Here is a 23,948-nt window from a genome sequence, read left to right on the forward strand (position 1 = left end):
CTTAACTTCACAACTTTGTGAAAACAGCGTACGTTCTGAAGCATGACCCAGGCAATCAGCGTCGCCGGACTGCACAAGTCCTTCGGGCGCACCCACGCGCTCGACGGCCTCGACCTCACCGTCGAGACCGGCGAGGTCCACGGCTTCCTCGGCCCCAACGGCTCCGGGAAGTCCACCACCATCCGGGTCCTCCTCGGCCTCCTGCGCCCCGACTCCGGCACCACCACGCTGCTCGGGAAGGACCCCTGGCAGGACGCCGTGGAGCTGCACCGCCGCATCGCGTACGTCCCCGGCGACGTGACCCTCTGGCGCAACCTCTCCGGCGGCGAGGTCATCGACCTCTTCGGCAGGCTCCGGGGCGGCCTCGACAAGGCCCGGCGCGCCGAACTGACCGAGCGCTTCGAACTCGACCCGACGAAGAAGGGCCGCACCTACTCCAAGGGCAACCGGCAGAAGGTCGCCCTCGTCGCCGCCTTCGCCTCCGACGCCGACCTGTTCGTCCTCGACGAGCCGACCAGCGGCCTCGACCCGCTGATGGAGGAGGTCTTCCAGAGCTGTGTGGAGGAGGCCCGCGACCGGGGCCGGACCGTCCTGCTGTCCAGCCACATCCTCAGCGAGGTCGAGAGCCTCTGCGACCGGGTCAGCATCATCCGCAAGGGCCGCACGGTCGAGTCCGGTTCGCTCGTCGAGCTGCGGCACCTGACCCGCACCAGCGTCACCGCCGAACTCGCCTCCCCGCCCGACGGCCTCGCCCACCTCCCCGGCGTCCACGACCTCGACGTGCAGGGCCTCCGGGTGAAGCTCCAGGTCGACACCGACAAGCTCGACGCCGTCCTGCGCTCCCTGACCGCCTCGGGCGTCCGCAGCCTCATGAGCACCCCGCCCACCCTGGAGGAGCTGTTCCTCCGGCACTACGCGGCCGAGGTGACCGCGTCATGAGCGCCGTCCTCACCGGCACCGGCACCCTCACCCGGCTCGCCCTGCGCCGCGACCGGCTGATGATCCCGGTCTGGGCGCTCGTCACCGGCGGCATGGTCGCCAGCGGCGTCGGCACGCTCGAAGGGCTCTACGGCACCGCCGCCCAACGCGCCGACGTCGCCGCCTCCATGACCGCCAACAGCTCGATGCGCGCGCTCTACGGCCCCGTCTTCGACGACTCGATCGGCGGGCTCGTCGCCTGGCGGTTCGGCACCTTCGCCGCCGTCCTCGCCGCCGTCGCGAGCCTCATCGTGGTCGTCCGGCACACCCGCGAGGAGGAGGAGACCGGCCGTCAGGAGATGCTGTCCGCCGGTGCGGTCGGCCGCCGGGCCCCGCTCACCGCCGCCCTCCTCGCCGCGCTCGTCGTCAACGCCGCCGTCGCCCTCCTCGTCACCGCCGGACTCGCCGGACAGGGGGCGGCCGGGGCGCTCGCCCTCGGCCTGGCCATCGGCGGAACCGGCATGGTCTTCGCGACCACGGCCGCGCTCGCCGCCCAGCTCACCGAGAGCGCCCGGCTCTCCAAGGGCCTCACCGGCGCCGCCCTCGGCCTCGCGTTCGTGCTGCGTGCGGCCGGCGACTCCGGGAGCGCGGACGGCGGCAGCTTCCTGACCTGGCTCTCCCCGATCGGCTGGGCCGAGAACGTCCGCGCCTTCGCCGGTGAACGCTGGTGGGTGCTCCTGCTGATCGCCGCCGCCGTCCTGGTCCAGACGGCGGCGGCGTACGCGCTGACCGGCCGCCGGGACGTCGGCGCGAGCTTCCTCGCGACCCGGCCGGGCCCGGCGGAGGGGCGGCTCGGGACGGCGGGGGCGCTCGCCTGGCGGCTCCAGCGCGGCACCCTCCTCGGCTGGTCGCTGGGCTTCCTGCTCTGCGGGCTCGTCTTCGGCGGGATCGTCGTGGGCGCGGCCGACATCGTCGGCGACAACGAACAGGCCCGGGAGATCTTCGAGCGCATGGGCGGCCAGACTGCCCTGACCAGCGCCTTCCTCGCCACCATGGTGTCCCTGTTCGGGATGGTCGCGGCCCTCTTCGCGGTCGGCTCGGTGCTCCGGGCGCACGGCGAGGAGACCTCGGGACGGGCCGAACCCCTCCTCGCATGCGCCCTCGGCAGGCTCCGCTGGGCCGCCGGCCATCTGGTGATCGCCTTCGGCGGCTCCGCCCTGATCCTGCTCCTCAGCGGCCTCGGTCTGGGCCTCGGTTACGGGCACGACCTCGGCGCGGTCCTGGGCGCCTCGCTCGTCCAGCTCCCCGCGGTGTGGACCCTCGCGGCCCTCGCGGTCCTCCTCTGGGGCGCCGTCCCCAAGGCGGCCACCGCCGCGTGGGGTGTGGCCGGCCTCTGTCTGGCCCTCGGCTGGATCGGCCCGGCCCTCGGCCTGCCGCAGGCGGTCCTGGACCTCTCCCCCTTCGGCCATCTGCCGAAGCTCCCCGGCCAGGAGATGGCCTGGACCCCGGTGCTGCTCCTGACGGCCCTGGCGGCGGCGCTGACGGCGGCGGGCCTCACGGGCCTGCGGCGCCGGGACATGGTGGGCTGACTCCCCGACCGACGCCCCCCGACCTACTCCCCCGGCCTACTCCCCCGGCGGCCGGGCCCCTGCCAGGGCCCGGCCGCCCGCTCACACCTCCACCCACAGCCCCTCGAACCCCCGGATCACGTACCCCGGCTTCCGTACCGGCTCCGCCGTGAGCCGGAGGTCCGGCGCCCGGTGGAGCAACTCGGCGAAGACCGCCGTCAGTTCGAGGCGGGCCAGCGGGGCGCCCAGGCAGTAGTGGATGCCCGCGCCGAAGGTGACGTGCGGGTTGTCCGCGCGGGTGAGGTCGAGCGTGTCGGCGGTGGGGCCGAAGCGGGCCGGGTCGCGGTTGGCGGAGCCGAAGAGCAGGGCGACCTCGGAGCCGCGCGGGATCCGGACCCCGCCGATCTCGATGTCGTCGAGGACCCAGCGCTCGAACATCTGGAGCGGGGTGTCGTAGCGCAGAAGTTCTTCCACAGCTGTGGACAACTTTTCGGGTTCCGGACGGACGCCCTCCCTGAGCAGCGTCCACCAGCCGTTGACCGTGGTGTTCACGGTGGCCTCGTGCCCCGCGTTCAGGAGGAGGACACAGGTGGAGATCATCTCCTGCTCGGTCAGCCCCTCCACCGCGATCAGGGACGAGATCAGGTCCCTCCCGGGTTCCCGCCGCCGCCGGGCGATCAGCTCCCGCAGATAGTCCGAGAACTCGACCGAGGCCTCGACCGCCCGCCGGGCCGTCCCCTCCGAAGGGTTCAGCTCGAACATCCCGCAGATCGCCGCCGACCAGGGCCGCAGCCGCCCCCGCTCCTCGTCGTCCTCCGGCACGCCCAGCATCTCCGCGATCACCGCGACCGGCAGCGGCTCCGCCACCATCGCCTGGAGGTCGCCGCCGCCCGCCGCGACCAGACCGCCGACCAGATCGGCGGCCAGCCGCCGTACCGTCGGCGCCAGTTCCTCCACCGTCCTCGGCGTGAACGCCTTCGACACCAGCCGCCGGATCCGGCCGTGGTCGGCCCCCTCCAGATCCAGCAGCCCGTGGTCGTTGAGCGTGTGGAAGGGCTCGTGAGCGGCGTCCGGCGCCTCCCGCCCGAACTGCTCGTGGGTGAAGCGATGGGTGTACGTCCGCCCGAGCCGCCGGTCCCTCAGCAGCGCGGACACGTCCTCGTGGTGCGGGATCAGCCACTGGCGGGTGGGCCCGTGCCAGTGGGCGCGGCCGGCCGCCCGCAGCGCGGCGTAGGCGGGGTAGGGATCGGCGACGAACTCCGGGGACCAGGGGTCGTATGCAGCGTCAACAGCGTCCATGGACGGACGCTACCCCCGCATACCGCCCCGGCCCCCGGGCCGCCGCGCCTCAGCCCCCGACGCGCACCAGCCCCGCCTCGTACGCGAACACCGCCGCCTGCGTCCGGTCCCGCAGCCCCAGCTTCACCAGGATGCGGCTCACATGCGTCTTGATCGTCGACTCCGCGACGACGAGGTGGTCCGCGATCTCGGCGTTCGACAGGCCCTGCGCGATGAGCACCAGGACCTCCGTCTCCCGCTCCGTGAGCTCCCCGATCCGCGCCATCGCCGGCGGGCGCGGGGAGTTCTCCGGCGCCTTCGCGAACTCGGTGATCAGCCGCTTCGTGACGGTCGGCGCGAGCAGCGCCTCCCCCGCCGCGACCACCCGCACCCCGTCCGCGAGCTGCCGCGCCGACGCGTCCTTCAGCAGGAAGCCGGAGGCCCCGGCGCGCAGCGCCTGGTACACGTACTCGTCCAGGTCGAAGGTGGTCAGGACGAGCACCTTCGCGTCCTCGTCGGCGGCGACGATCTCCCGTGTGGCGTCGATGCCGTTCAGCTCGGGCATCCGGATGTCCATCAGGACCACGTCCGGGTGGAGGGCCGCGACCTGGGAGATCGCCTCCCGGCCGTTGACGGCCTCCCCGACGACCTCGATGTCCGGCATCGCGCCGAGCAGCACCGAGAAGCCCTCCCGGACCATCACCTGGTCGTCGACGATCAGTACGCGGATCACAGCTCGGCCTCCTCACGGCTCACGGGGACGAAGGCCGCCACCTCGTAGCCACCGTCCTCGGTGGCCCCGGCCGTCATCTCCCCGCCGAGCATCGTCACACGCTCCCGCATGCCGGTGATGCCGTGCCCCGCGCCCGGCGAGGGCTTGACCAGGCCGCGCGCGGGACCGTTGGCGATCCGCAGTCCCAGGCCGCCGAGCACATAGCTGACCTCGACCTTCGCCGCCGCGCCCGGCGCGTGCCGCAGCACGTTCGACAGGGCCTCCTGGACGATCCGGTACGCCGAGAGCTCCACGCCCTGCGGCAGTTCCCGTACCGCGCCGGTCACCGTCTTCTCGACGACGAGCCCGGCGTCGGCGACGTTCCCGACCAGCGTGTCCAGGTCGGCCAGGGTCGGCTGCGGGGCGTCGGGGGCCTCGTAGTCCTCGGCGCGTACGACTCCGAGGATGCGGCGCAGCTCGGTCAGCGCGGCGACGGCGTTCTCCCGGATGGTGAGGAAGGCCTGCTCCAGCTCCGGCGGCGGGTTCTCGACCCGGTACGGGGCGGCCTCCGCCTGGATCGCGACCACCGACATGTGGTGGGCGACGACGTCGTGCAGCTCGCGGGCGATGGTGGTCCGCTCCTCGAGGAGGGTCCGCTTGGAGCGTTCCTGCGCGGTGACGGTCTGCTGGGCGGTGACCTCGCGGTCGGCCTGGCGGCGGACCTGGAAGACGGTCACGGTGAGCAGGACCAGGGCCGAGACGAACAGCATCGGGACGGCGTCGGTGCCGCCGCCCATGCCGAGGAACATCTCGGCGAAGAGCGCGTAGCCCGCCGTCCCGAGCCACATCCACACGGCGGTACGGGGCCGGGAGCGGGCGGCGACCACGGCGAGGACCACCAGGTGGGCGGCGAAGGAGTTCGCCGCCCAGGGCCAGCCGGTCCCGAAGCCGGCGATGTACCCGATGAACGGTGTCGTGCCGATCGACGCCCAGAAGGCGAGGACCGGCCGGACCAGGGTGAGCAGCACGACCCCGGCCGGCGCGAGGGTGGCCACGAGCCCGATCGGGCCGACGACGCCGTTGTAGCGCTGCGTCCCGATGATGAAGACGATCATCGCCATGAAGGCGACGACCGCGTGCGGCAGCAGCCCCGCGTACACGCGTATCCGCCGCGGCAGGAAGCGGGGCGGCCTGCTCTCCACGTCCATCCGCGGCAGCGGCCGGTAGGCGAAGGCGTCGTGGAAGAGTTCCTGGTGCAGCCCGCCGAGCGCCGCCTGCACCAGGCGGAACTCGGGGCTGCGGCTCGTCTCGGAGGTCTGTGTCTGGGTCACACCGAAACGGTACGGGCGGTGGGGGACCCGGTCGTCCCGCTGGATGCGGATCCTTCCGGGTCCCCCTTGAGGACTAGCGCGGTCCGGCCGGGGGCGGGGCTCAGGAGACGTTGCTGTACCTGAGGCCGTCGTACGTGAAGAGGTCCGTCGTCTGACGGCCTCGGAAGGGGGCGGTGACGGTGCCCGTCGAGCGGTAGACGTACGCGCCGTACTCGCCGCTCGTCCCGTAGGCGATCAGGTCGGGGCGGCCGTCGTTGTCGAGGTCGTCGGCGCCGACGAACTGGGAGTAGGCACCCCAGCCGCCGCCGACCTTCACACCGGGGGCGAAGCCGCCGCGGCCGTTGCCCTGGTACAGCCAGAGGACGCCGGAGGTGTCGCGGGCGACCAGGTCCCCGGCGGCCGTGCCGGCGATGTTCCCGACGGCGGTGATCTGGTTGAAGGCCTGCCAGCCCCCGCCGACCCGGACCCGGGGCGCGTACGGCTTCGCGTAGTTGCCGGTCCCCTTGTAGAACCACAGGACGCCGGAGGTGTCCGCGGCCACCGCGTCGGGGCGGTTGTCGCCGTCGAGGTCCGAACCGCCGGCGACCTTGTTGTAGACCTGCCAGCCGGTGCCCACCTTCACCCGGGGGGCGAACGTGCCGTCGCCCTTGCCCAGGTAGAGCCACTGCACGCCGGAGCCGTCGACCGCGATCACGTCGCCGGTGGCGGCGCCGCCGACGTTGCCGACGGCCTCGATCGTCTTGTAGATCCCCCAGCCCGAGCCGATACGGGTGGTCCTGGCGGTCCTGACCTCGCCGTAGAGCGGGGTGCGGTCCCTCAGGTCCTCGCGCCACAGCACGCCGTTGGCGTCCCGGAAGAGGACGTCGGTGGATCCGTTGTCGTTGAAGTCGTGCGGGTTGTACGTCCGGGCGAGGTTCATCATCCAGCCCTGGTAGGCGGGCTCGCCGCTGCCGTCGAGCAGCGTCGCCTCGGCCTCCACGGCGTACTTGCCGTTCGGCGCGTCCACGAACCCGCTCTCGTCCGGCGTCGACTCCTCGATGACGCCGTCCCAGGCGAGGGAGAACGTGGTGCCCTTCGCGGGGGCGTTCACCCGCGTCTTGAACTCCTTGCCCGTGGCGATGTGCGTGAGCGTGACGTCCAGGTAGGCGTCGGCACGCGACAGCGTCCAGGCCAGGTTCACCCTGCCGCTGGTCCTGTCGGGGTTCACCGTGTCGGGGACGTGGACCTCCTGGATCACCAACGGGACCACCGGAGGAACGCCCGTCTCCGCCACCTTGGTGACCGCCAGGGTGCCGTCCTGCGCCGCCGCGACACGGAAGAGCCCGTCGCCCTCCTCGCCCCGGCTGCCCTGCAGCACCGCGCTGCCGTCGGAGGAGGACGCCGAGGCCGCGGTGGCGACGCCGAGGTCCTGGGACTCGCCGCTGGTGAGGGAGACGGCCCGGGCGGTCGACCAGCGGGCGCCGTACACCAGCCGGTCGCCCACGAGTTCGCAGAACCACGGGTCGGTGCGGGAGCCCAGGGCGGTCTTCTTCTCCTCGCCCGTCCTCCGGTCCACGGAGGTGACGTACAGCCCGTCCTCGTCCGAGTGGTCGAGCCAGGCCACGTGCGAGGCGGAGAACATCAGCTGGGTGAAGTCGTACCCGGACTCCACGGAGGAGTAGGTCTCGGTCACCGTCCCGGCCGCCGTGTCGACCAGGGCCCGGCCGCCGGTCCGCGCGTCCGCGGGTCCCGTCGCGTACCCGACGAGGACGGAGCCGTCACGAGCCGTCGAGCCGGTGAACTCGGTGGCGTCCGCGGGCAGGCCCGCGATCCTGCGCGTGGTCGTCGTGGCGCCGTTCCTGGTCACGACGTGCAGTTCCGCCGTGCCGTCCGCCTTCGTGATCTGCGCCAGGACGCTCGTCGGGCTCAGCACGGCCACGTAGTTGCCGTTCAGCGCGCCGAGGTCGATGTCCACGCCCGGGGCGGCCGGGTCGGCCATGTTCCGCAGGGTGAGCGACCGCATCAGCACGGTCCAGCTCTCGTCGCCGATGACGGCCAGGTCATTGCCCGCCAGGGCGAAACCGCCGCCCTCGGGGCGGTGGAGCCTGGTCGAGGGTCCCCCGTCGTACGGCGTCCAGACCAGGGACATGACCCCGTCGGTGTAGTCGTACGAGAAGAACCCGCTGGTGCCCACGCCCGCGAGGTTGTCGCCCTTGGGGAAGACGGGAAGGCCCGAGGCCTGGTCGGCCGCGGCCGAGGTGGCCGCGAACGCGGCCGGCGCGGTGGCGAGCGTGCCCGCGCCGACGGCCGTGACGGCGAGGACGGCCGTGACGGCGGCGGCGAGGCGGGTGCCGGTGGAGCGGAGCTGCAAGGTGAAACCCCCACGAGGAAGATCGGACACGGAAGTCCTTGCCCGATCAGACCCGCGATCGGCTCGCATGGTTGTACGGGAGTTCCGGGAAGTCCCCGGTCACCAGGCCAGTTGCGCGAGTTCCTCCGCCACCACCGCGCACGCGTCCGCCGCCGGGTCGATCAGCGGGAAGTGGCCGACCCCTTCGAGGAGGGTGAAGCCGACCTCCTCGCCGGCCTTCGCCGCCGCCTCCGCGTACGCCTCCGCGACCGCGTACGGCACGTCGACGTCCTCGCGGCCCTGCACGACCGTGGTCGCGATCCCCGTCGGCAGCAGCGCCGACGGGTCGGTGGAGGCCACCCGCTCCCCGTACGCGGCGGGGCCGCCCAGCAGTTCGGTGACCGCGCCGCCGCACACTCCCAGCTCGACCGCCCGGTCGAAGTGGGCGATCGGGGCGAGCGCGACGACCCCGCGCAGCGCGGGCGCGGCGGGCAGCCGCCACGGGGACCCGGCGGGCAGCACGTGCCGGGCGGCGGCCCACAGGGCGAGCGTGCCGCCCGCCGAGTGGCCGGTGAGCACGATCTTGCCGATGTCCGCCGACGGCAGGTGCGCGGTGGCCAGTTCCGGTACGGCGTCGAGGGCGGCGGCCACGTCGTCGAAGGTCTCCGGCCAGCGCCCGGCGACGGGGGCGGCACCACCCTGCCGGGGGATGTCGCTGCCGCGCCGGTACTCGACGCTGGCCACGGCGAAGCCCCGGCGGGCCAGGAAGTCCACGAAGGGGGTCAGGTGCAGGCGGTCGTACGGTGCCCGCCACGCCCCGCCGTGCAGGGCGACGACGAGCGGCGCCCGGGTGCGGCCGTCGCGCGGGGCGTAGAAGTCGATGACCTGGTCGGGGTGGTCGCCGTACGCGGCGGTGGCGTCCGGGGCGACGGCCGGGTGCGAGAAGGCGGACGCCTCTTCGGCGGCGGCGCGCGCGGCGGGGTCCGGCATGCTGTTCCAACCTCTCGGGTACGGGGCCGAATTGGCCTGACCTGCGGGGACGGTACCAGCACCGGAGCCCCCGCAGATCAGGCGATCATCGGACCTTCATGCCTCAGGAGGCGAGATCGGCCAGGACCTCCCCGAGCACCCGCGCCGCCTTCTCCGCGTCCGCGAAGCCGACGTACAGCGGGGTGAAGCCGAACCGCAGGACGTCCGGGCGGCGCAGGTCGCCGACGACCCCGCGCCTGATCAGCTCGGCCATCACCGCGGGAGCGTTCTCGCAGCTCAGCGCGACCTGGCTGCCGCGCTCGCCGTGCGCCGCGGGCGTCACGGAGGTGACGCGGCCCCCGGGGGCGTACGCCTCGACGCACTCCAGGAAGAAGTCCGTCAGCGCCAGCGACTTCGCCCGCACGTCCTCGACCGCGACCCCGTCCCACACGTCGAGCGCCGCTTCGAGCGCCAGCATGGAGAGGATGTCCGGGGTGCCGACCCGGCCGCGCACGGCGCCCGCGGCGGCCTCGTACCCGGGGGTCATCGCGAACGGATCGGCGTGTGAGTTCCAGCCCGGCAGCGGCGAGTCGAAGGCGCCCTGGTGACGCTCGGCGACATACAGGTAGGCGGGCGAACCGGGCCCGCCGTTCAGGTACTTGTAGGTGCAGCCGACGGCCAGGTCGACCCCGTGCTCGTCCAGCCCGACGGGCAGCGCGCCCGCGCTGTGGCACAGGTCCCAGACGGCCAGCGCGCCCGCCCGGTGGAGGGCGGCGGTGATGCCGGGCAGGTCCTGGAGCCGGCCGCTGCGGTAGTCGACGTGGTTGACGAGCGCGGCGGCCGTGCGGTCGCTCACCGCGTCCGCCATGTCGGCCGGGTCGCAGGGCACGATCTCGTGACCCGTCATCCGCGCCGCGGACTCCGCGATGTACCCGTCCGTGGGAAAGGTCGTCGCGTCGACGAGGATCTGGTCCCGGCCGGCACCGGCTCGACGGGCCGCCGCGACGACCGCCTTGAAGACGTTCACGCTCGTCGAGTCGCCGACGACGACCTGACCGGCGGCGGCGCCGACGATCGGCGCGATCCGGTCGCCGATCCGCTCGGGCGCGGTCCACCAGCCCGACTCGTCCCAGGAGCGGATGCGCAGCTCGCCCCACTCGCGGGTGATGACGTCGGCCATCCGGGCGGGGACGTGCGCGGGCAGCGCGCCCAGCGAGTTGCCGTCGAGGTAGACGGTCCCCTCGTCGAGGGCGAACTTCTTCCGGTGCTCCGCCAGGGCGTCGGCGGCGTCGAGACCCGCGGCCCTCTTCTCGTACGGCTCAGACATGGCTGCGCGCCGTCCACAGCTCGGGGAACACGTTCTTCTGGGCCCGCTTCTCCAGCCAGGCCACGCCGGCCGAACCGCCGGTGCCGGTCTTCGCGCCCATCGCGCGCCGGGTCGCCACCAGGTGGTCGTTGCGCCATCGCCAGACGAGTTCGGCGACATCGCTCAGGGCCTCACCGAGCCGGACCAGCTCGCCGTTCTGGTCGGCCTCCGCGTAGATCCCGGCCCAGACGGCCTCGACCTCGGTGGAGGGCTCGTACCGCTGCGCCAGGTCACGGCCGAGGACGGCGGCCGGGACGGGCAGGCCGCGCCGGGCCAGCAGCCCGAGGACCTCGTCGTACAGGCTCGGCTCGTGCAGCGCCTTCTCCAGCTCCGCGTGGACGCGGGGCGCGCCCCGGTGCGGGACGAGCATGGACGCGGCCTTGTCGCCGAGCAGGAACTCCATCCGGCGGTACATCGCGGACTGGAAGCCGGAGCCCTCGCCCAGGGCGGCCCGGTAGGAGTTGAACTGGGCGGGGGTGAGCTGCGCCAGCGGACGCCAGGAGTGGTTCAGGGCCTCCAGCTGGCGGACCGAACGCTTGAGCGCGTCCATGGCCACGGGGACGCGGTCCTCGCGCAGGGCGCGGCTCGCGGTCTCCCACTCGTGGACGATCACCGTGAACCACAGCTCCATGACCTGGGTGGTGACCAGGAAGACCATCTCGCCCGGGTCGTCCGAGCGGAGGTGCTGGAGGTGGGTCAGGACGTCCGCCTGGACGTAGTCCTCGTACGGCGTCGTACCCGCGAAGTCGAGGTTCGGGGCGTCGGCGGCCGAACCGGATCCGGCGAGGTCGGGAGAGGCGGGAAGGGATGACATCTCTGTCTCCTCGATGCGTACTACCGGGTAGCGGTCTGCTCCACCGTGTCCGCGTCGATGTGTGCGGCACGGGAGCCCCGGTCCCCTCGGGAGACGTGCTCCGTCGCACGCCGTCCCAAGCGCATCATGACACGATCGGCCCGGTGATGTAGCTCCCGTCTTCGCTGTACGGAAACGCGTTCGAGCGACATCCGTTCAGACCCTTGATCTGCTGCATCATCGCGGGCGCCGGCTTGCCCGGACCCGGGCAGCCCATGTGCTGCCGGATGCCGATCTCGTGCCCCACCTCGTGGTTGATGATCAGATGCCGGTACTCGGCGGCCTCGCCCGCGAAGGTGGGCGAGCCGAGCATCCAGCGCTTGAGGTTCACCACGACACCGTCGGTGGTCTCGCAGTTCAGCTCGCCGTGGGTGTTGAGGCCCTGCTGCGCGCAGAGCGAGTCGGCGGTGTCCGGGGTGGCGATGCGGATGACGAAGTCGGCGTTCTGCGAGACCAGCTGGAAGCGGCCCCGGCCGTGCGCGGCCCAGCCGCGCGGATGGGACAGGATGTGCTGGATCTCGGCGGCCGTCTCGCGCGCCGACAGATCGACGCCGTCCTCGACCTGGACCCGGTAGCGGCGCAGGACCCCGCTTCTGCCGACCGGTTCGCCGGAGGCCTGCGCGGTGGTGAAGGTACCGGCGCCGGACTGCGGCACGGTCGTCTTCTTCGGGGTGGGCTTCGGCTTCGGTTTCGGCTTCGCCGTGGTGGGCCGGGGCGTGGGCGTGGTGGTCGTGGGCGCCGGGGCGGGGGCCTCGGTCGTCGCCTCCGTCGTCGTGGGCGCCGGGGCGGCCGTCCCGTCGGCGGCCCGGCCGTTGTAGTGGGCGAGGGCGGCGCCCGCGCCGAGCGCGACCGTCATCAGGACCAGCGCGGGGAGTGCGAGCCTGGCTATGGGGCCGCGTCTGCCTGCGCCCCGCCGCCGGCTCCGTGTTCGTCGCCGTCCTGCGGTTGAGGCACGCTTGCCCACGACAGACTTCTCCCCTGCGTCGGCCGGCGGTGGGGGAAGAGGAAGTAAGGCCTCGGAACCGGCGTCTTCGGTGCTTCGGTCCCGGGGATCGTACCGGCCGTCTCGAACACCCTCGAACGGCCCGGAGAGTCTGTCCGGATTTCCCCCTGTCCGTCGGGACGGGGGGAAAACCGGACAATGTCACGTGTGCGCGGCCGAGGGCTCCCGGCCGCGCGTCACGCCTCGTGCCTGCTCAGCCTAGGGTCTCGGCCGCGGTCTCCGAAGAGTCGCGCAGGAAGGTCGAGCAGCGCTCGTACTCCTCCTTCTCGCCGATCTCGCCGGCCGCGCGGGCCAGCGAGTGCAGCGCGCGCAGGAAGCCGCGGTTCGGCTCGTGCTCCCACGGCACCGGGCCGTGGCCCTTCCAGCCGCTGCGGCGCAGCGCGTCGAGGCCGCGGTGGTAGCCGGTACGGGCGTACGCGTACGACTCGACGACCGCACCGCGCTCGTACGCGTCGTCGGCGAGCCGGGCCCAGGCGAGCGAGGAGGTCGGGTACTTCGCGGCGACGTCCGCCGGAGCCGTACCGTTCGCGAGCAGCTCGCGCGGACCGGGATCGTCGGGCAGGTGGGTGGGGGCCGGTCCCCCCAGGAGGTTCTCATGGATGGCCATGGGGCCAGTCTGCCTCAGACGCGGCGACGGAAGGCCGACACGGCCCTGCCCGCCCTCGGACCGCGGTGTCCCGCTCAGACCGCCGTGTCCCGCTCGCCCCGCCGTGTTCCGCTCAGACCGCCGTGTCCCGCTGCCCCGGGTCCAGCGGCGGGGACGACACCCCGCAGTGCACCTTGCACTCCGGATGGCAGTTCACCCGCACCGGGGCCCGCATCGTCGTCCAGGCGATCACCGCGCCCACCACCAGGATGCCCGCGCACATCGGCATCGCCCGCCGGAACGTCGCCCCGAACTCCTCCGCCGAGCGGTACGCCTCCGGCCCCATCCCGGCGAGCAGCGGCAGCGCGGCCACCGCGAGCAGCCCGGCCGCCCGCGCCGCCGCGTTGTTGATGCCGCTCGCCAGGCCCGCCCTGGACACGTCCACCGAGGCGAGCACCGTCGCGGTCAGCGGCGCGACCAGCGTCGTCATCCCGAGCCCGAGCACCAGCAGGGCGGGCAGCACGTCCCGTACGTACGAGGCGTTCTCTCCGACCCGCAGCATCAGCAGCATGCCCGCCGCGCACAGCAGCGGCCCCACCGTGAGCGGGATGCGGGGCCCGATCCGCTCCCCCAGCTGCCCGGACCGCGCCGAGAACAGCAGCATCAGGACGGTCGTCGGCAGCAGGGCCGTACCGGCGCCGAGCGCCGAGTAGCCGGCCACCACCTGGAGCTGGAGGGCGGCCAGGAAGAAGAAGCCGCCGAAGGCCGCGTACACACAGAGGGTGACCAGGTTGACCGCCGTGAACATCCGGGACGCGAAGATCGACGGCGGCACCATCGCCGCCTCGCCGCGCCGCCGCTCGACCAGGACGAACCCGGCCCCGACGGCCACCCCGGCGACCCCCGCCCACCAGGCCGCACCGATCAGCGCGTACGTCACGAGCGCGAGCGCCGCCGCCCCGAGGACCGCGCCGAGCACGTCGAACCGGCCGTGCGCGACCTCGTCCCGCGACTCCGGCACGTGCCGCAGGGCGACGGGGACGCAGAGCGCGGCCAGCGGCACGTTCAGCAGGAACACCCACCGCCAGCCGGGACCGTCCACCAGCCAGCCGCCCACGAAGGGCCCGATCGCCGCCCCCACACCCCCGAAGCCCGACCACAGGCCGACCGCCCTGGCCCGGTCGTCCTCGTGGAAGCTCGCCTGGATCAGCGCCAGTGAACCGGGGGTGAGCAGCGCCCCGCCCACGCCCTGGAAGGCGCGCGCGGCGATCAGCACCCCGGCGTTCGGTGCGAGCCCGCACAGCAGCGAGGCGAGCGCGAACCACACCACCCCGATCACGAAGACCCGGCGCCGCCCGAAGCGGTCGCCGAGGGCCCCGCCGAGCAGGATCAGTCCGGCCAGGGTCAGCATGTAGGCGTTGACCGTCCACTGGAGGACGGCGAGGTCGGCGCCCAGGTCCTCCCCGATGTGCGGCAGCGCGACGTTGACGACCGTCGAATCGAGGAGAGCCATCCCGGAGCCCAGGACGGTCGTGAACACGATCCAGCGCCCGGTCCCGGAGCTCAGCCGGATGTCCATGCCTGCATGGTCCCGCGAACGACGGAGCCCCGCCCGCCGGAATCCGAGGAAACGGCGGACGGGGCTGTGGTGGCCGTCGGGTCAGCGGGTGAAGTTGAAGTACTTCCACGCGCCGTAGACCGTGGTGTTCACGTTGTCGCCGGAGGTGCCGTCCACGTACGCCGTGCGGACCCGGGCGCGGATGCCCGCCGCCCCGTCCCCGTCGAACGCGAAGTACACCATGCCGCCGCTGTTCAGCGGGATCAGGTCCGAGCCGCCGGAGCGCCAGGCGCCGTCGTACCAGACCTGGAGGTCGTACTGGGTCTTGCGGCCCGGGTACGGGTTGTGCCAGGCGGTGACCAGCGGGTCCGAGGTCTGGTGGTACGTCTGGTACCAGATGGTGCCGATCTTCGACCACTTGTAGTGCCGGGACAGCGCGGTCGTCAGACCGGCCCGCGTGTACACGGTGGACCCGGCGTGGGCCCTGGCGGAGCGGGTGTCGGCGGCGAAGTCCGCGGTCACCCAGCTGTCACGGGTCATCCTGACCGTCACCGACAGCTTGCCCGCCGAGTTGACCGTGCCGCGCTTGAGCAGCCGCTTCGGCTCCGGACCCAGCGGGTCGGACCAGATCTCCACCACGCGGTTGCGGTACGTCCAGCCCAGCGTGGCCGTGTACGTCACGTTGGTGCCGTAGTTGACCGTGCGACGGTTCTGGTCGAGCGTCAGCGCGGTCGTGAACGGGGTCACCTTGACGACCGCCGTGCCGCTCGCGCCCAGGTGCGTGGCGTCGCCCGCGTACGCCACCTTGTACGTGGCGCTGCCGGCCGCGGTCGGGGTGTCGGTGAACGAGAACGTGCCGTTCGCCCCGAGCGCCCTCGTCCCGAGCGCCTTGCCCTTCGGGAACTCGGGGTCGTACCGCGTCACGGTGAGCGGCGTCCCCGCGGGCAGTCCCAGCGTCGCCGCGACCGTGCCGGAGACGGTGACCGCCTTGGTGACCACCACGGTGGCCGGGACCTTCACGGTGACCGTCGGCAGGGACTTGGTGGGCGTGTCCAGGACCTGCAGGCGGACGCTGTCGCCGCTGGAGGCCGAGGTCACCGCGAACAGGCGGCTGCCGCCCGGCTCCCAGGCGAGGGCGCTGTTCTGCAGGCCGTCGCCACCGCTGTAGACCCCGGTGTTGGGGAAGTCGTACTGCCGCACGGCCTTGGTCTCGCCCGGCCGGTAGACGAACACGTCCGGGTTGTACGGGGCGTCGGAGCCCGCCGCCACCGTGCCGTCGGCGGCGACCGCCACGGCGGCGCCGTGGTACTCGCTGGCGTAGGACGCCAGCTCGGCCATGTCGGTGGTCCGCCACACCCGGTGGCGGTTGCCGGCGGTGGCCGTGACGATCCTGCCGCCGTCCGGGGTGTAGGCGAGGTCGTTGGCCATGCCCACCGAGCCGACGTCGGGGGACGTGCGCGCGGTACGGGTCGCGGTGCCCGTGGACACGTCGTACGCGCCGAGCAGGAAGCGGTGGTAGTACGAGGACATCGCCGCGAAGGCGTTCGGGTCCGTCGGCGAGGAAACGAGCCGCGGGGCGCCCGAGTAGTTCAGCTCGGTGTCCTGGGCCAGGGTCACCACGGGTTCGGCACCGGAGGTGTCGACCGACCCGATGTCGCCGTGGTCGCCGTTGCCGTAGCCGAACCAGATCCTGCCGCCCGCGGCGGCGACGTACTGCGGGTCGGTGCCCTCGCCGGTGGCGTACCGGGCCTGCTCGGTCACGGACTGCGGGTCGAGGGCGACGACGACGTCGGCGCCCGGGACCGCCGCGTAGAGGCTCCCCGAGTCGGGGGAGAGCGCGAGCCCGGTGACCCCGGGAAGGCCGGTGACGGTGCTCAGCACCGTGCCCGTGTAGTCGGTCGCGACGACCTTGCCGAGGTACGGGTCGCTGATGAAGATCTTGCGGTGGACGCCGTCCACCAGCATGTCGCCCACGGACGACAGCGGAAGGGCCTTGCTGCTGTCGGCGGCGGCCTGACCCGCCGTGCCCGCGACGAGCGCCGCGGAGCTGACAAGAACCGCGAACGACGTCGCGGCAGAGAGAGTGCGCTTGCGCACGATGAAGAGACCCCCCAGAAACATGGTCTCCGGCCCTCAGAGCGGGGCACGGTGCACGAAGACTAGAACACGCCTGCGACACCCCGCCTCCCGGTATCGCCGCCGGCCATGCCGGGGGCCGCCGCCCCCTCAGGCCTTCCGCAGCCGCGCCGCCGTGCGCACCAGCGCCTCGACGCCCCGCTCCGCCTTCCGCCGGGGGCAGCCCACGTTCAGCCGGACGAAGCCCGGCGTGCCGTACACCCCGCCCGGCATGATCGCGACCTTCTCCGCCGACACCAGCTCCTCCTGGAGCCGGGTCTCCTCGATGCCGAGCGGGCGCAGGTCGATCCAGGCCAGGTAGCCGGCCTGCGGAGGCGCCCAGACGAGATCGGGAAGGCCGGCCGCGAGGCGCTCGCGGACCATGGCCATCGTGCCCGCCACGTAGGCGCGCAGCTCGTCCAGCCAGGCCGCGCCGTGGTGGTACGCGGCGATGTGGGCGGTCAGCGAGAGCACGGCGGGCGAGGCGAGGCCCTCGCCCGTCTCCATCCGCCGGACGAAGGCCGTGCGCTCGTCGGGGTCGCCGATGATGCCGTACGAGCCGGAGAGCGCGGGGAAGTTGAAGGCCTTGGTGCCGGAGGTGACCAGGGCCCAGCGGCGGCCCCGGCCGGACTCCGCGATCCGGGCCCACGGCACGTGCCGGTGGCCCTCGGCGGTCAGGTCCGCGTGGATCTCGTCGCTGACGACGGACACCCCGTGGCGCTCGGCCAGCCCGGCGAAGAGAGTGAGCTCCGCTTCCGTCCACACCCGGCCGGTCGGGTTGTGCGGGGAGCAGAGCAGCAGCATCCGGCTGTCCGGCCGGGCCAGCTCGCGTTCCAGGGCCTCGGTGTCCCCGACCGGGACCCCGCGCAGCTCGCGCCCGAGTCCGGTGACGGCCTTGCGGAAGCCGTCGTACGTGGGGGTGTGGACGACGACGCCGTCACCGGGCTCGGTCCACATCTGGAGCAGCTGGGAGAGCTGGCTGAGCACGGAGGGCGCGTACACCAGGGCCTCGGGGTCGATCTCGGTGGCGAACCGGCTCGCGTACCAGTGCCGGATCGCCTCCCGGAACTCCCCGAGCCGCCAGTCCGTGTAGCCGAAGACCCCGTGGCCGACGCGCTCGTGGAGGGCCGCCAGGACCTCCGGCGGGGAGGCGAAGTCCATGTCGGAGATGGTGAAGGGGAGCAGGTCGGGCACGCCGAAGCGGTCCGCGATCCCGTCCCACTGCACCGACCAGGTGCCGTGCCGGTCTATCTCCCGGTCGAAGTCGTACATGGGGCCCTCCCGTCGACGCACGAGGACCCGGCACCTCGGGAGGTGCCGGGTCCTTCGCTCACACGAACACTGCTTCCACCGCTCTGACCGCGGTACTTACTTCATCTTGGTGCCGGTGGAGCGGAGCGCGGCACACGCCTCGGTCACACGGGCGGCCATGCCGGCCTCGGCCAGCTTGCCCCAGGTGCGCGGGTCGTAGGTCGACTTGATGCCGACCTCGCCGTCGACCTTGAGAACGCCGTCGTAGTTCTTGAACATGTGGTTCGCCACCGGACGCGTGAAGGCGTACTGGGTGTCGGTGTCCAGGTTCATCTTCACGACGCCGTTCTCCAGCGCGGTGGCGATCTCCTCGGCCGTGGAGCCCGAGCCGCCGTGGAAGACGAAGTCGAACGGGGACGCCTTGCCGTACTTCTCGGCGACACCGGCCTGGAGGTCCTTGAGCAGCTCGGGGCGGAGCACGACGTTGCCCGGCTTGTAGACGCCGTGCACGTTGCCGAAGGAGGCGGCGAGCAGGTAGCGGCCCTTCTCGCCCAGGCCCAGGGCCTCGGCGGTGCGGAGCGCGTCGTCGACGGTGGTGTACAGCTCGTCGTTGATCTCGTGGCTGACGCCGTCCTCCTCGCCGCCGGTCGGGGTGATCTCGACCTCAAGGATGATCTTGGCGGCGGCGGCCTTCGCGAGCAGCTCCTGGCCGATGGCCAGGTTGTCCGCGAGGGTCTCGGCGGAGCCGTCCCACATGTGCGACTGGAACAGCGGGTTCAGACCGCGTGCGACGCGCTCGGCGGAGACGTCGAGCAGCGGGCGGACATAGCCGTCCAGCTTGTCCTTCGGGCAGTGGTCGGTGTGCAGCGCGACCGTGATGTCGTACTTCGCGGCGACGATGTGCGCGAATTCGGCCAGGGCAACGGCGCCCGTGACCATGTCCTTGTTGTACTGGCCGCCCAGGAACTCGGCTCCGCCGGTCGAGATCTGGATGATGCCGTCGCTCTCGGCCTCCGCGAAGCCGCGCAGAGCAGCGTGCAGGGTCTGGGACGAGGTCACGTTGATGGCCGGGTAGGCGAACTTGCCTGCCTTCGCCCGGTCGAGCATCTCGTTGTAGACCTCGGGGGTTGCGATGGGCATTCGTCCGCTCCTTGTGATGTGCGGGGTGTGTGCTAGTGCTGTCCCTGACCTGGGGGCGACGTCATCGTCGAGACCATCTTTCCAGACTCTTGTACGGGCTCCCACGGGCGCGGCACACCGAAGGGCGGGGTGTTTCACGTGAAACACCCCGCCCTTCGGCAAAAAAGCAGGTCAGGACCGTTCTGACGGGGGTCCGGGACCTAAGTCACGACTTCGCGGCGGTTACGCCAGGTCGAGATCGGCCAGCTGGTAGCCGGTGAGGTACGCCAGGCCCGCACCGGCGATGGCCTCGGCGGCGCCCCGGTCCACGATCGTGGCCACGGCGACGACCTCGCCGCCGGCCTCCCGGACGGCCTCGACGGCGGTCAGCGGCGAGCCGCCGGTGGTCGAGGTGTCCTCGACCACCAGGCAGCGACGGCCCTTGACGTCCGTGCCCTCGATCCGGCGCTGCATGCCGTGCGCCTTCTGCGCCTTCCGGACGACGAACGCGTCGAGGCGCTGCCCGCGCGCGGCGGAGGCGTGCAGCATCGAGGTCGCGACCGGGTCGGCGCCCAGGGTCAGACCGCCGACGCAGTCGAAGTCCAGGTCGGCCGTCAGGTCGAGCATGACCTGCCCCACCATCGGCGCGGCCTCGCCGTCCAGCGTGATCCGGCGCAGGTCGATGTAGTAATCGGCTTCCAGACCCGAGGAGAGGGTCACCTTGCCGTGCACCACGGCCTTGTCCTTGATCTGCTGGAGCAGCTCAGCGCGTACGTCAGTCATGCCCAGCAGCTTAGACCGGGGCGTGTTCTACAGCCGCCGCCAGCTCCAGGTGCTCTCGACCTCCAGGGGGTCGATCGGGGTGACCAGGCGCGGGTGGGTGTTGAGGCCGTTCGGGGGACCGGACTGCGGCTCGACGCAGACGGCGTCCTCGGGCTCGTCGTAGATCACGACCCAGGGGGCGCGGCTCGCGACCTTCAGCTCCAGCTCCTCCGGCCAGGTGAGGGTGACGTCGACGCCGTCGGGCATGCCGAAGCAGTCGTCCCAGGGGCCGGGCAGGGGATCGATCCGGCGCCCGGTGGGGAGGTGGTCCTCACCGCGCTCCTCCTGCCAGGCGGCGGTGAAGTCCAGCCGCACGTCCTGGCCGCCCCGGCCGAGGTTCCGCAGGAACCAGGGGTGCCAGCCGGCCTGGGCCGGGAAGGAGTCGTCGTAGGCCTCGACCCCGAACCGGAGGGTGAGGGAGTCCTCGGCCAGCTCGAAGACCTGGGTGACCCTGCCCTTGTACGGCCAGGGGTCGCCCAGCTCACAGGTGAGGACCGCCTCGGCCTCGGAGCTCCTGGCGGTCTTCCAGGCCAGGTCCCGGACGGTGCCGTGGATGGCGTGCGGGGGCGCGTTGACCGGCAGCTGATGGGTGGCCGCCCCGTCGCGGAAGCGGCCGTTCCCGGTCCGCCCGCACCAGGGCACCATCGGGAAGCTTCCGAACCGCTCGCCCTGGCGCAGCACCTCGGTGCCGCCGATGCGCAGGCTCTCGATACGGCCGCCGCGCTCGGGGCTGATGGTCAACTCGGCGTCGCCCGCCGTCAGTCGCGTCTGCATGCTCACCCCCCGACCCTAATCGTGCGCGGCACCGGACGCGGACGACCCTTCCGGCGCCGGTCGTGGCGACCGCGGGCGGGGGCACGGACGAGGGCGCGGGCGGGGTGTCAGCGACGGCGGCGGAGGGCCCGGCCGACGATGACGGCGGAGGCGATCGCGAGGGCCGCGGCCGGCGCGATCCAGCGCAGGGTGGCCCCGGCGCTGCTCGCCTCGGGAGCGGGCACGGGGGCGTACCGGCCGCGCGGCGGGGCGTGGTCGACCTCCTCGGCGCTCCGCCCGATCATCGTCCGGCGGGCGTGGGCAGCCTCGGCGGCGGGCTGCGGGGAGGGGAAGTCGATGGGGGTGTCGCCGAAGCCCTCGACCGGGAGGGGACCGAGGGAGGGCGGCGGGACCTGCGCGTCGAAGGCGACTCCCGGGCGGGGCTCCTCGACGCCGTCGTCGACCCCGTCGTCATCGGTGTCGGTGTCGGCGTCAGCGCTTTCAGTACCGGTGTCGGTGTCGGTTCCTGCGCCTGCGTCGGTATCGGCCTCGGCCTCGGCCGCAGCCGGCTCTCCCGCGAGCGCGGCCACCGCCGCCACGAACTTGTCGAGCAGCCGGGCGCCGGTCGTGGACCGCGCCTCCTCCGTCGCCTCGGCGAGCCGGCCGTCCGCCGTGAGGGCTCCGGTGAAGCTCAGGCTCGTGCCCTCGGCCACCGGAGTGAGGACGACGGTGAGCGACAGCTCGGCCGAGCCCTTGCCCCGGGCCTCGGTGCCGTGGCCCTCGTAGGTGATGGCGCCGTCGCGCTCGACGACCTTCAGGGCGCCCCGGTAGGTGATCGTGTTGCCGCCGACCCGCACCTTGAGCCGGCCCGTGAGGGGGCCCGCCTCCGCGTCGGCGTCCCGCTGGAGGCCGGGTACGCAGCGCACCACCCGGCCCGGGTCCGTGAGCGTCGCGCGCAGGACCTCGGCCGGGACCGGAACGAACACCTCATGCTCCATGGAAGCCGAGCCTACTCAGGCCGGGGCGCGCCGTCGCCTGTTTGCCCCGCTGCCGCCATCGCCCTCACCCTCCGTACCGGGGGTGCACCAGCGTCGAGGGCGGCAGTTCGGCGCCCCGGACGCGTTCGGCGCGGCGCGCCGCCGCCGCCAGGGAGCCCGCGCCGAGCGAGCGCAGCGGGGGCGCGTCGGCGGCGAGCGCGAGCCGGGGTGGTGGCGCGCCGGGCCCCGCCGCCCGTACGGCCAGGAGGAAGCCCCAGTCGCCGGGCCCCTCGCCCGTACCGCCGGCGCGGTCGGCGCGGTCGGGTCCGGCGGCGAAGCCGGGGGTCCGGCCACCCGCGCTGTACGGCCGGGTCGCGAAGCCGGCCGCGCGGAGGGTGGCGTCCACGGTCCAGTAGGTGCGGGGCCGGTCGGTGACGGACCCGGCGTGCACGGCGAAGCGCCCTGACGGGCTGAGCATCTGGGCCACCAGGCCGTAGAACTCCTCCGAGTACAGCTTGGTGCTGGGGGTGATGCCGGGGTCGGGCAGATCGGAGATCACCACGTCGTACCGTTCCTGCACACGCGCGGCGGCGCCCCGGAGCCAGCGGAAGGCGTCCGCGTAGACCACGTGGACGCGGGGGTCGCGGAAGGCCTGTGCGTTGAGCGCGGCGAGCGCCGGGTCCGTACGGGCGAGGCGGACGACCCCCGGGTCGAGTTCGACGACGGTGACGGAGTCCGCCCCGGGGTAGCGCAGCACCTCGCGTGCGGCCATGCCGTCGCCGCCGCCGACGATGAGCACGCGCGCGTGCGGGCCGTTCATCGCGGGGTGGACGAGTGCCTCGTGGTAGCGGTACTCGTCCTGCCCGGCGACCCGGAGGCGGCCGTCGAGGAACAGGTCGGGCGGCCTCCCGACCCCGCCCGTCACCACCACCTCCTGGAGCTCGGTGTGGACGGCGACCCGCACCGACTCCCCGTACACGGCGCGGCGGGCCGCCTGCTCGAAGTCGTCGACGAGCACGGTCGCGGTGGCGAGGACGGCGAGCACCGACACGTTCACGGCGACGAGGAGGGCGCGGGACCGGGTGGTCAGGTCGTGGCGGAACACCCAGAGGACGAGGCCGCCGCCCGCCACCACGTTGACCGCGCCGGTGACCAGGGCGCCGGTCAACTGACCGAGCCAGGGCAGCAGCAGGAAGGGGAAGGCGAGGCCGCCGACCAGCGCGCCGACGTAGTCGGCGGCGAAGAGGTCGGCGACCGTCCCCGCGGCGTCGTCCTGCTCCCCGACCGAGGCCTTCCGCCCGGCCCGCCCGGCCCGGTCCGTGCCCTCCGCCGGCCGCCCGGGGCGCTGTATCAGCGACATCAGCAGCGGGATCTCGGCGCCGATGAGCACCCCGATGGCCAGTGAGAACGCCACGAGCACGTACCGCGATTCGCCGAGCCAGGCGAAGGCCGCGTACAGCACCATCGCCGAGCAGCCGCCGACCAGCGCGAGCCCCGCCTCGACCAGGCCGAAGCCGACGGCGGCACGGCAGCGCAACCGCTTGGCGAGGAGCGAGCCCACCCCCATGGCGAAGACCATCACGGAGAGCACGACGGAGGCCTGGGTGACCGAGTCGCCGATCAAGTAGGAGGCGAGCGCCACCAGTTCGAGTTCGTAGACCAGCCCGCAGGCGGCGCAGACGAAGACCACCGCGAGCACCGGGAACCGCACCGTCCCGCGCGGCGGCTCGGGCCGCCGCACGGGCGCCCGCCGCACCCTCTTGGGTGGCATGGTCACGGTCGGCTCGATCATGACCGTAACGCTACGTCACGTTTCAGGTACCCCTTGTCACCCACACGAGTGCATCTTTGACTCCTGGGGGGCACATCAGAGCGTGGCAGGCATACGCACGCCGATCCGGGTCCTGGTCACCACCAACTGCCCCTCCTGCGGGTAGGCGTGCCAGGTGCGCCAGCGCACCTGGCCCTCATGGCGCTGCGCCAGCATCGCCGTGAAGGCGTGCGGCGAGCCGGGGAAGGTCCCCGCGAGTCCGTTGGGATGGTCGGCGACCAGCGCGAGCAACTCCTGTGCGCGGCCCGCGAAGGAGCCGTGCGAGAGCGTCTCGACGCGGGCGGCGAATTCGTACTCCCAGCCGCCGACGCGCTTGGAGACACCGAGCGGCAGCGGGGTGCTGCTCCCGGGCATGCAGGCGACGGTCTCCGAGCAGCTGCGGCCCTCCTCTTCCAGGAGGACCTGGTGCGAGGCGCCGAGCAGCCTCAACTGGAGTTTGGCGCCGCTGAGTTCGAGGTCGAGCACGGCGAGCGCGGGCAGCGGTTCGCGCCCGAGCGCCCAGGCCAGATCGGCCGCGCGCGTGTCGGTGTATGAGGTCTTCAAAGTGGTGAGCATGGGTCGGCTCCGCAAACACGGTTTGACGGGTGGGCCGGGGGCGCCCCGGAGAAG

General features: G+C 72.9%; 20 protein-coding genes. 2 read left to right on the forward strand and 18 right to left on the reverse strand.

Going from position 1 to position 23,948, the window contains the following annotated elements; translation table 11 throughout:
• Positions 1 to 42 precede the first annotated feature (42 nt).
• Together V4Y03_RS15510 and V4Y03_RS15515 are read left to right on the forward strand one after the other, a co-directional pair.
• Positions 43 to 939, forward strand: a complete 897-nt coding sequence (locus V4Y03_RS15510) for an ABC transporter ATP-binding protein (RefSeq protein WP_332435300.1) — start codon at positions 43 to 45, stop codon at positions 937 to 939.
• The gene (locus tag V4Y03_RS15515; protein WP_332435301.1) at positions 936 to 2,507 is read left to right on the forward strand and encodes an ABC transporter permease; all 1,572 of its coding nucleotides are present in this window, start codon (positions 936 to 938) and stop codon (positions 2,505 to 2,507) included. Before V4Y03_RS15510 ends, V4Y03_RS15515 begins: the two co-directional genes overlap by 4 nt.
• 81 nt (positions 2,508 to 2,588) lie before the next feature.
• Here the strand turns inward: V4Y03_RS15515 and V4Y03_RS15520 are convergent, their stop codons facing one another.
• The 18 genes from V4Y03_RS15520 to V4Y03_RS15605 all read right to left on the reverse strand — a co-directional run bounded on the left by V4Y03_RS15520 (position 2,589) and on the right by V4Y03_RS15605 (position 23,894).
• Positions 2,589 to 3,785, reverse strand: coding sequence for a cytochrome P450 (locus tag V4Y03_RS15520; RefSeq protein WP_332435302.1), 1,197 nt, complete (start codon positions 3,783 to 3,785; stop codon positions 2,589 to 2,591).
• A gap of 49 nt (positions 3,786 to 3,834) precedes the next feature.
• Positions 3,835 to 4,497: a response regulator transcription factor gene (locus V4Y03_RS15525; protein WP_317876903.1), complete on the reverse strand. Its 663-nt coding sequence runs from the start codon at positions 4,495 to 4,497 to the stop codon at positions 3,835 to 3,837.
• The gene (locus V4Y03_RS15530; protein ID WP_332435303.1) at positions 4,494 to 5,807 is read right to left on the reverse strand and encodes a sensor histidine kinase; all 1,314 of its coding nucleotides are present in this window, start codon (positions 5,805 to 5,807) and stop codon (positions 4,494 to 4,496) included. Before V4Y03_RS15530 ends, V4Y03_RS15525 begins: the two co-directional genes overlap by 4 nt.
• 100 nt (positions 5,808 to 5,907) lie before the next feature.
• Positions 5,908 to 8,187 carry an FG-GAP repeat domain-containing protein gene (locus tag V4Y03_RS15535; RefSeq protein WP_332435304.1) on the reverse strand — a complete coding sequence of 760 codons (2,280 nt, stop codon included), beginning with the start codon at positions 8,185 to 8,187 and terminating at the stop codon, positions 5,908 to 5,910.
• A gap of 69 nt (positions 8,188 to 8,256) precedes the next feature.
• Positions 8,257 to 9,126 (reverse strand): alpha/beta hydrolase, encoded by an 870-nt coding sequence (locus V4Y03_RS15540; RefSeq protein ID WP_332435305.1) that lies wholly within the window; start codon positions 9,124 to 9,126, stop codon positions 8,257 to 8,259.
• A 103-nt stretch (positions 9,127 to 9,229) separates the two neighbouring features.
• Positions 9,230 to 10,432, reverse strand: a complete 1,203-nt coding sequence (kynU, locus tag V4Y03_RS15545) for a kynureninase (protein ID WP_332435306.1) — start codon at positions 10,430 to 10,432, stop codon at positions 9,230 to 9,232.
• Positions 10,425 to 11,285 (reverse strand): tryptophan 2,3-dioxygenase family protein, encoded by an 861-nt coding sequence (locus tag V4Y03_RS15550; protein WP_317876484.1) that lies wholly within the window; start codon positions 11,283 to 11,285, stop codon positions 10,425 to 10,427. The genes kynU and V4Y03_RS15550 overlap by 8 nt, the downstream gene beginning before the upstream one ends.
• 124 nt (positions 11,286 to 11,409) lie before the next feature.
• Complete coding sequence (locus tag V4Y03_RS15555) at positions 11,410 to 12,288, reverse strand: DUF3152 domain-containing protein (RefSeq protein WP_443079788.1); 879 nt, start codon at positions 12,286 to 12,288, stop codon at positions 11,410 to 11,412.
• Between the two features lie 232 nt (positions 12,289 to 12,520).
• Positions 12,521 to 12,934 carry a DUF3151 domain-containing protein gene (locus V4Y03_RS15560; protein ID WP_317876486.1) on the reverse strand — a complete coding sequence of 138 codons (414 nt, stop codon included), beginning with the start codon at positions 12,932 to 12,934 and terminating at the stop codon, positions 12,521 to 12,523.
• A 112-nt stretch (positions 12,935 to 13,046) separates the two neighbouring features.
• Complete coding sequence (locus V4Y03_RS15565) at positions 13,047 to 14,492, reverse strand: MFS transporter (protein WP_317876487.1); 1,446 nt, start codon at positions 14,490 to 14,492, stop codon at positions 13,047 to 13,049.
• 81 nt (positions 14,493 to 14,573) lie between these two features.
• Positions 14,574 to 16,568 (reverse strand): YncE family protein, encoded by a 1,995-nt coding sequence (locus V4Y03_RS15570; protein WP_332435308.1) that lies wholly within the window; start codon positions 16,566 to 16,568, stop codon positions 14,574 to 14,576.
• 129 nt (positions 16,569 to 16,697) lie between these two features.
• A complete protein-coding gene (locus tag V4Y03_RS15575; RefSeq protein ID WP_332435309.1) occupies positions 16,698 to 17,858 on the reverse strand; it encodes a MalY/PatB family protein in 1,161 nt (386 codons plus the stop codon).
• Between the two features lie 96 nt (positions 17,859 to 17,954).
• Positions 17,955 to 18,977, reverse strand: coding sequence for a class II fructose-bisphosphate aldolase (gene fbaA, locus V4Y03_RS15580; protein ID WP_317876490.1), 1,023 nt, complete (start codon positions 18,975 to 18,977; stop codon positions 17,955 to 17,957).
• A gap of 222 nt (positions 18,978 to 19,199) precedes the next feature.
• On the reverse strand, positions 19,200 to 19,739 hold the full coding sequence (gene pyrE, locus V4Y03_RS15585; RefSeq protein WP_317876491.1) for an orotate phosphoribosyltransferase: 540 nt from the start codon (positions 19,737 to 19,739) through the stop codon (positions 19,200 to 19,202).
• Between the two features lie 27 nt (positions 19,740 to 19,766).
• Complete coding sequence (locus V4Y03_RS15590) at positions 19,767 to 20,552, reverse strand: aldose epimerase family protein (RefSeq protein WP_332437190.1); 786 nt, start codon at positions 20,550 to 20,552, stop codon at positions 19,767 to 19,769.
• 107 nt (positions 20,553 to 20,659) lie between these two features.
• Positions 20,660 to 21,529, reverse strand: coding sequence for an SRPBCC family protein (locus V4Y03_RS15595; protein ID WP_332435310.1), 870 nt, complete (start codon positions 21,527 to 21,529; stop codon positions 20,660 to 20,662).
• 64 nt (positions 21,530 to 21,593) lie between these two features.
• On the reverse strand, positions 21,594 to 23,300 hold the full coding sequence (locus tag V4Y03_RS15600; protein ID WP_443079789.1) for a polyamine aminopropyltransferase: 1,707 nt from the start codon (positions 23,298 to 23,300) through the stop codon (positions 21,594 to 21,596).
• A 75-nt stretch (positions 23,301 to 23,375) separates the two neighbouring features.
• On the reverse strand, positions 23,376 to 23,894 hold the full coding sequence (locus tag V4Y03_RS15605) for a DUF2617 family protein (RefSeq protein ID WP_332435311.1): 519 nt from the start codon (positions 23,892 to 23,894) through the stop codon (positions 23,376 to 23,378).
• Positions 23,895 to 23,948: the final 54 nt, after the last annotated feature.

This window comes from Streptomyces sp. P9-A4 (assembly GCF_036634195.1).
Classification (GTDB): Bacteria; Actinomycetota; Actinomycetes; order Streptomycetales; family Streptomycetaceae; genus Streptomyces.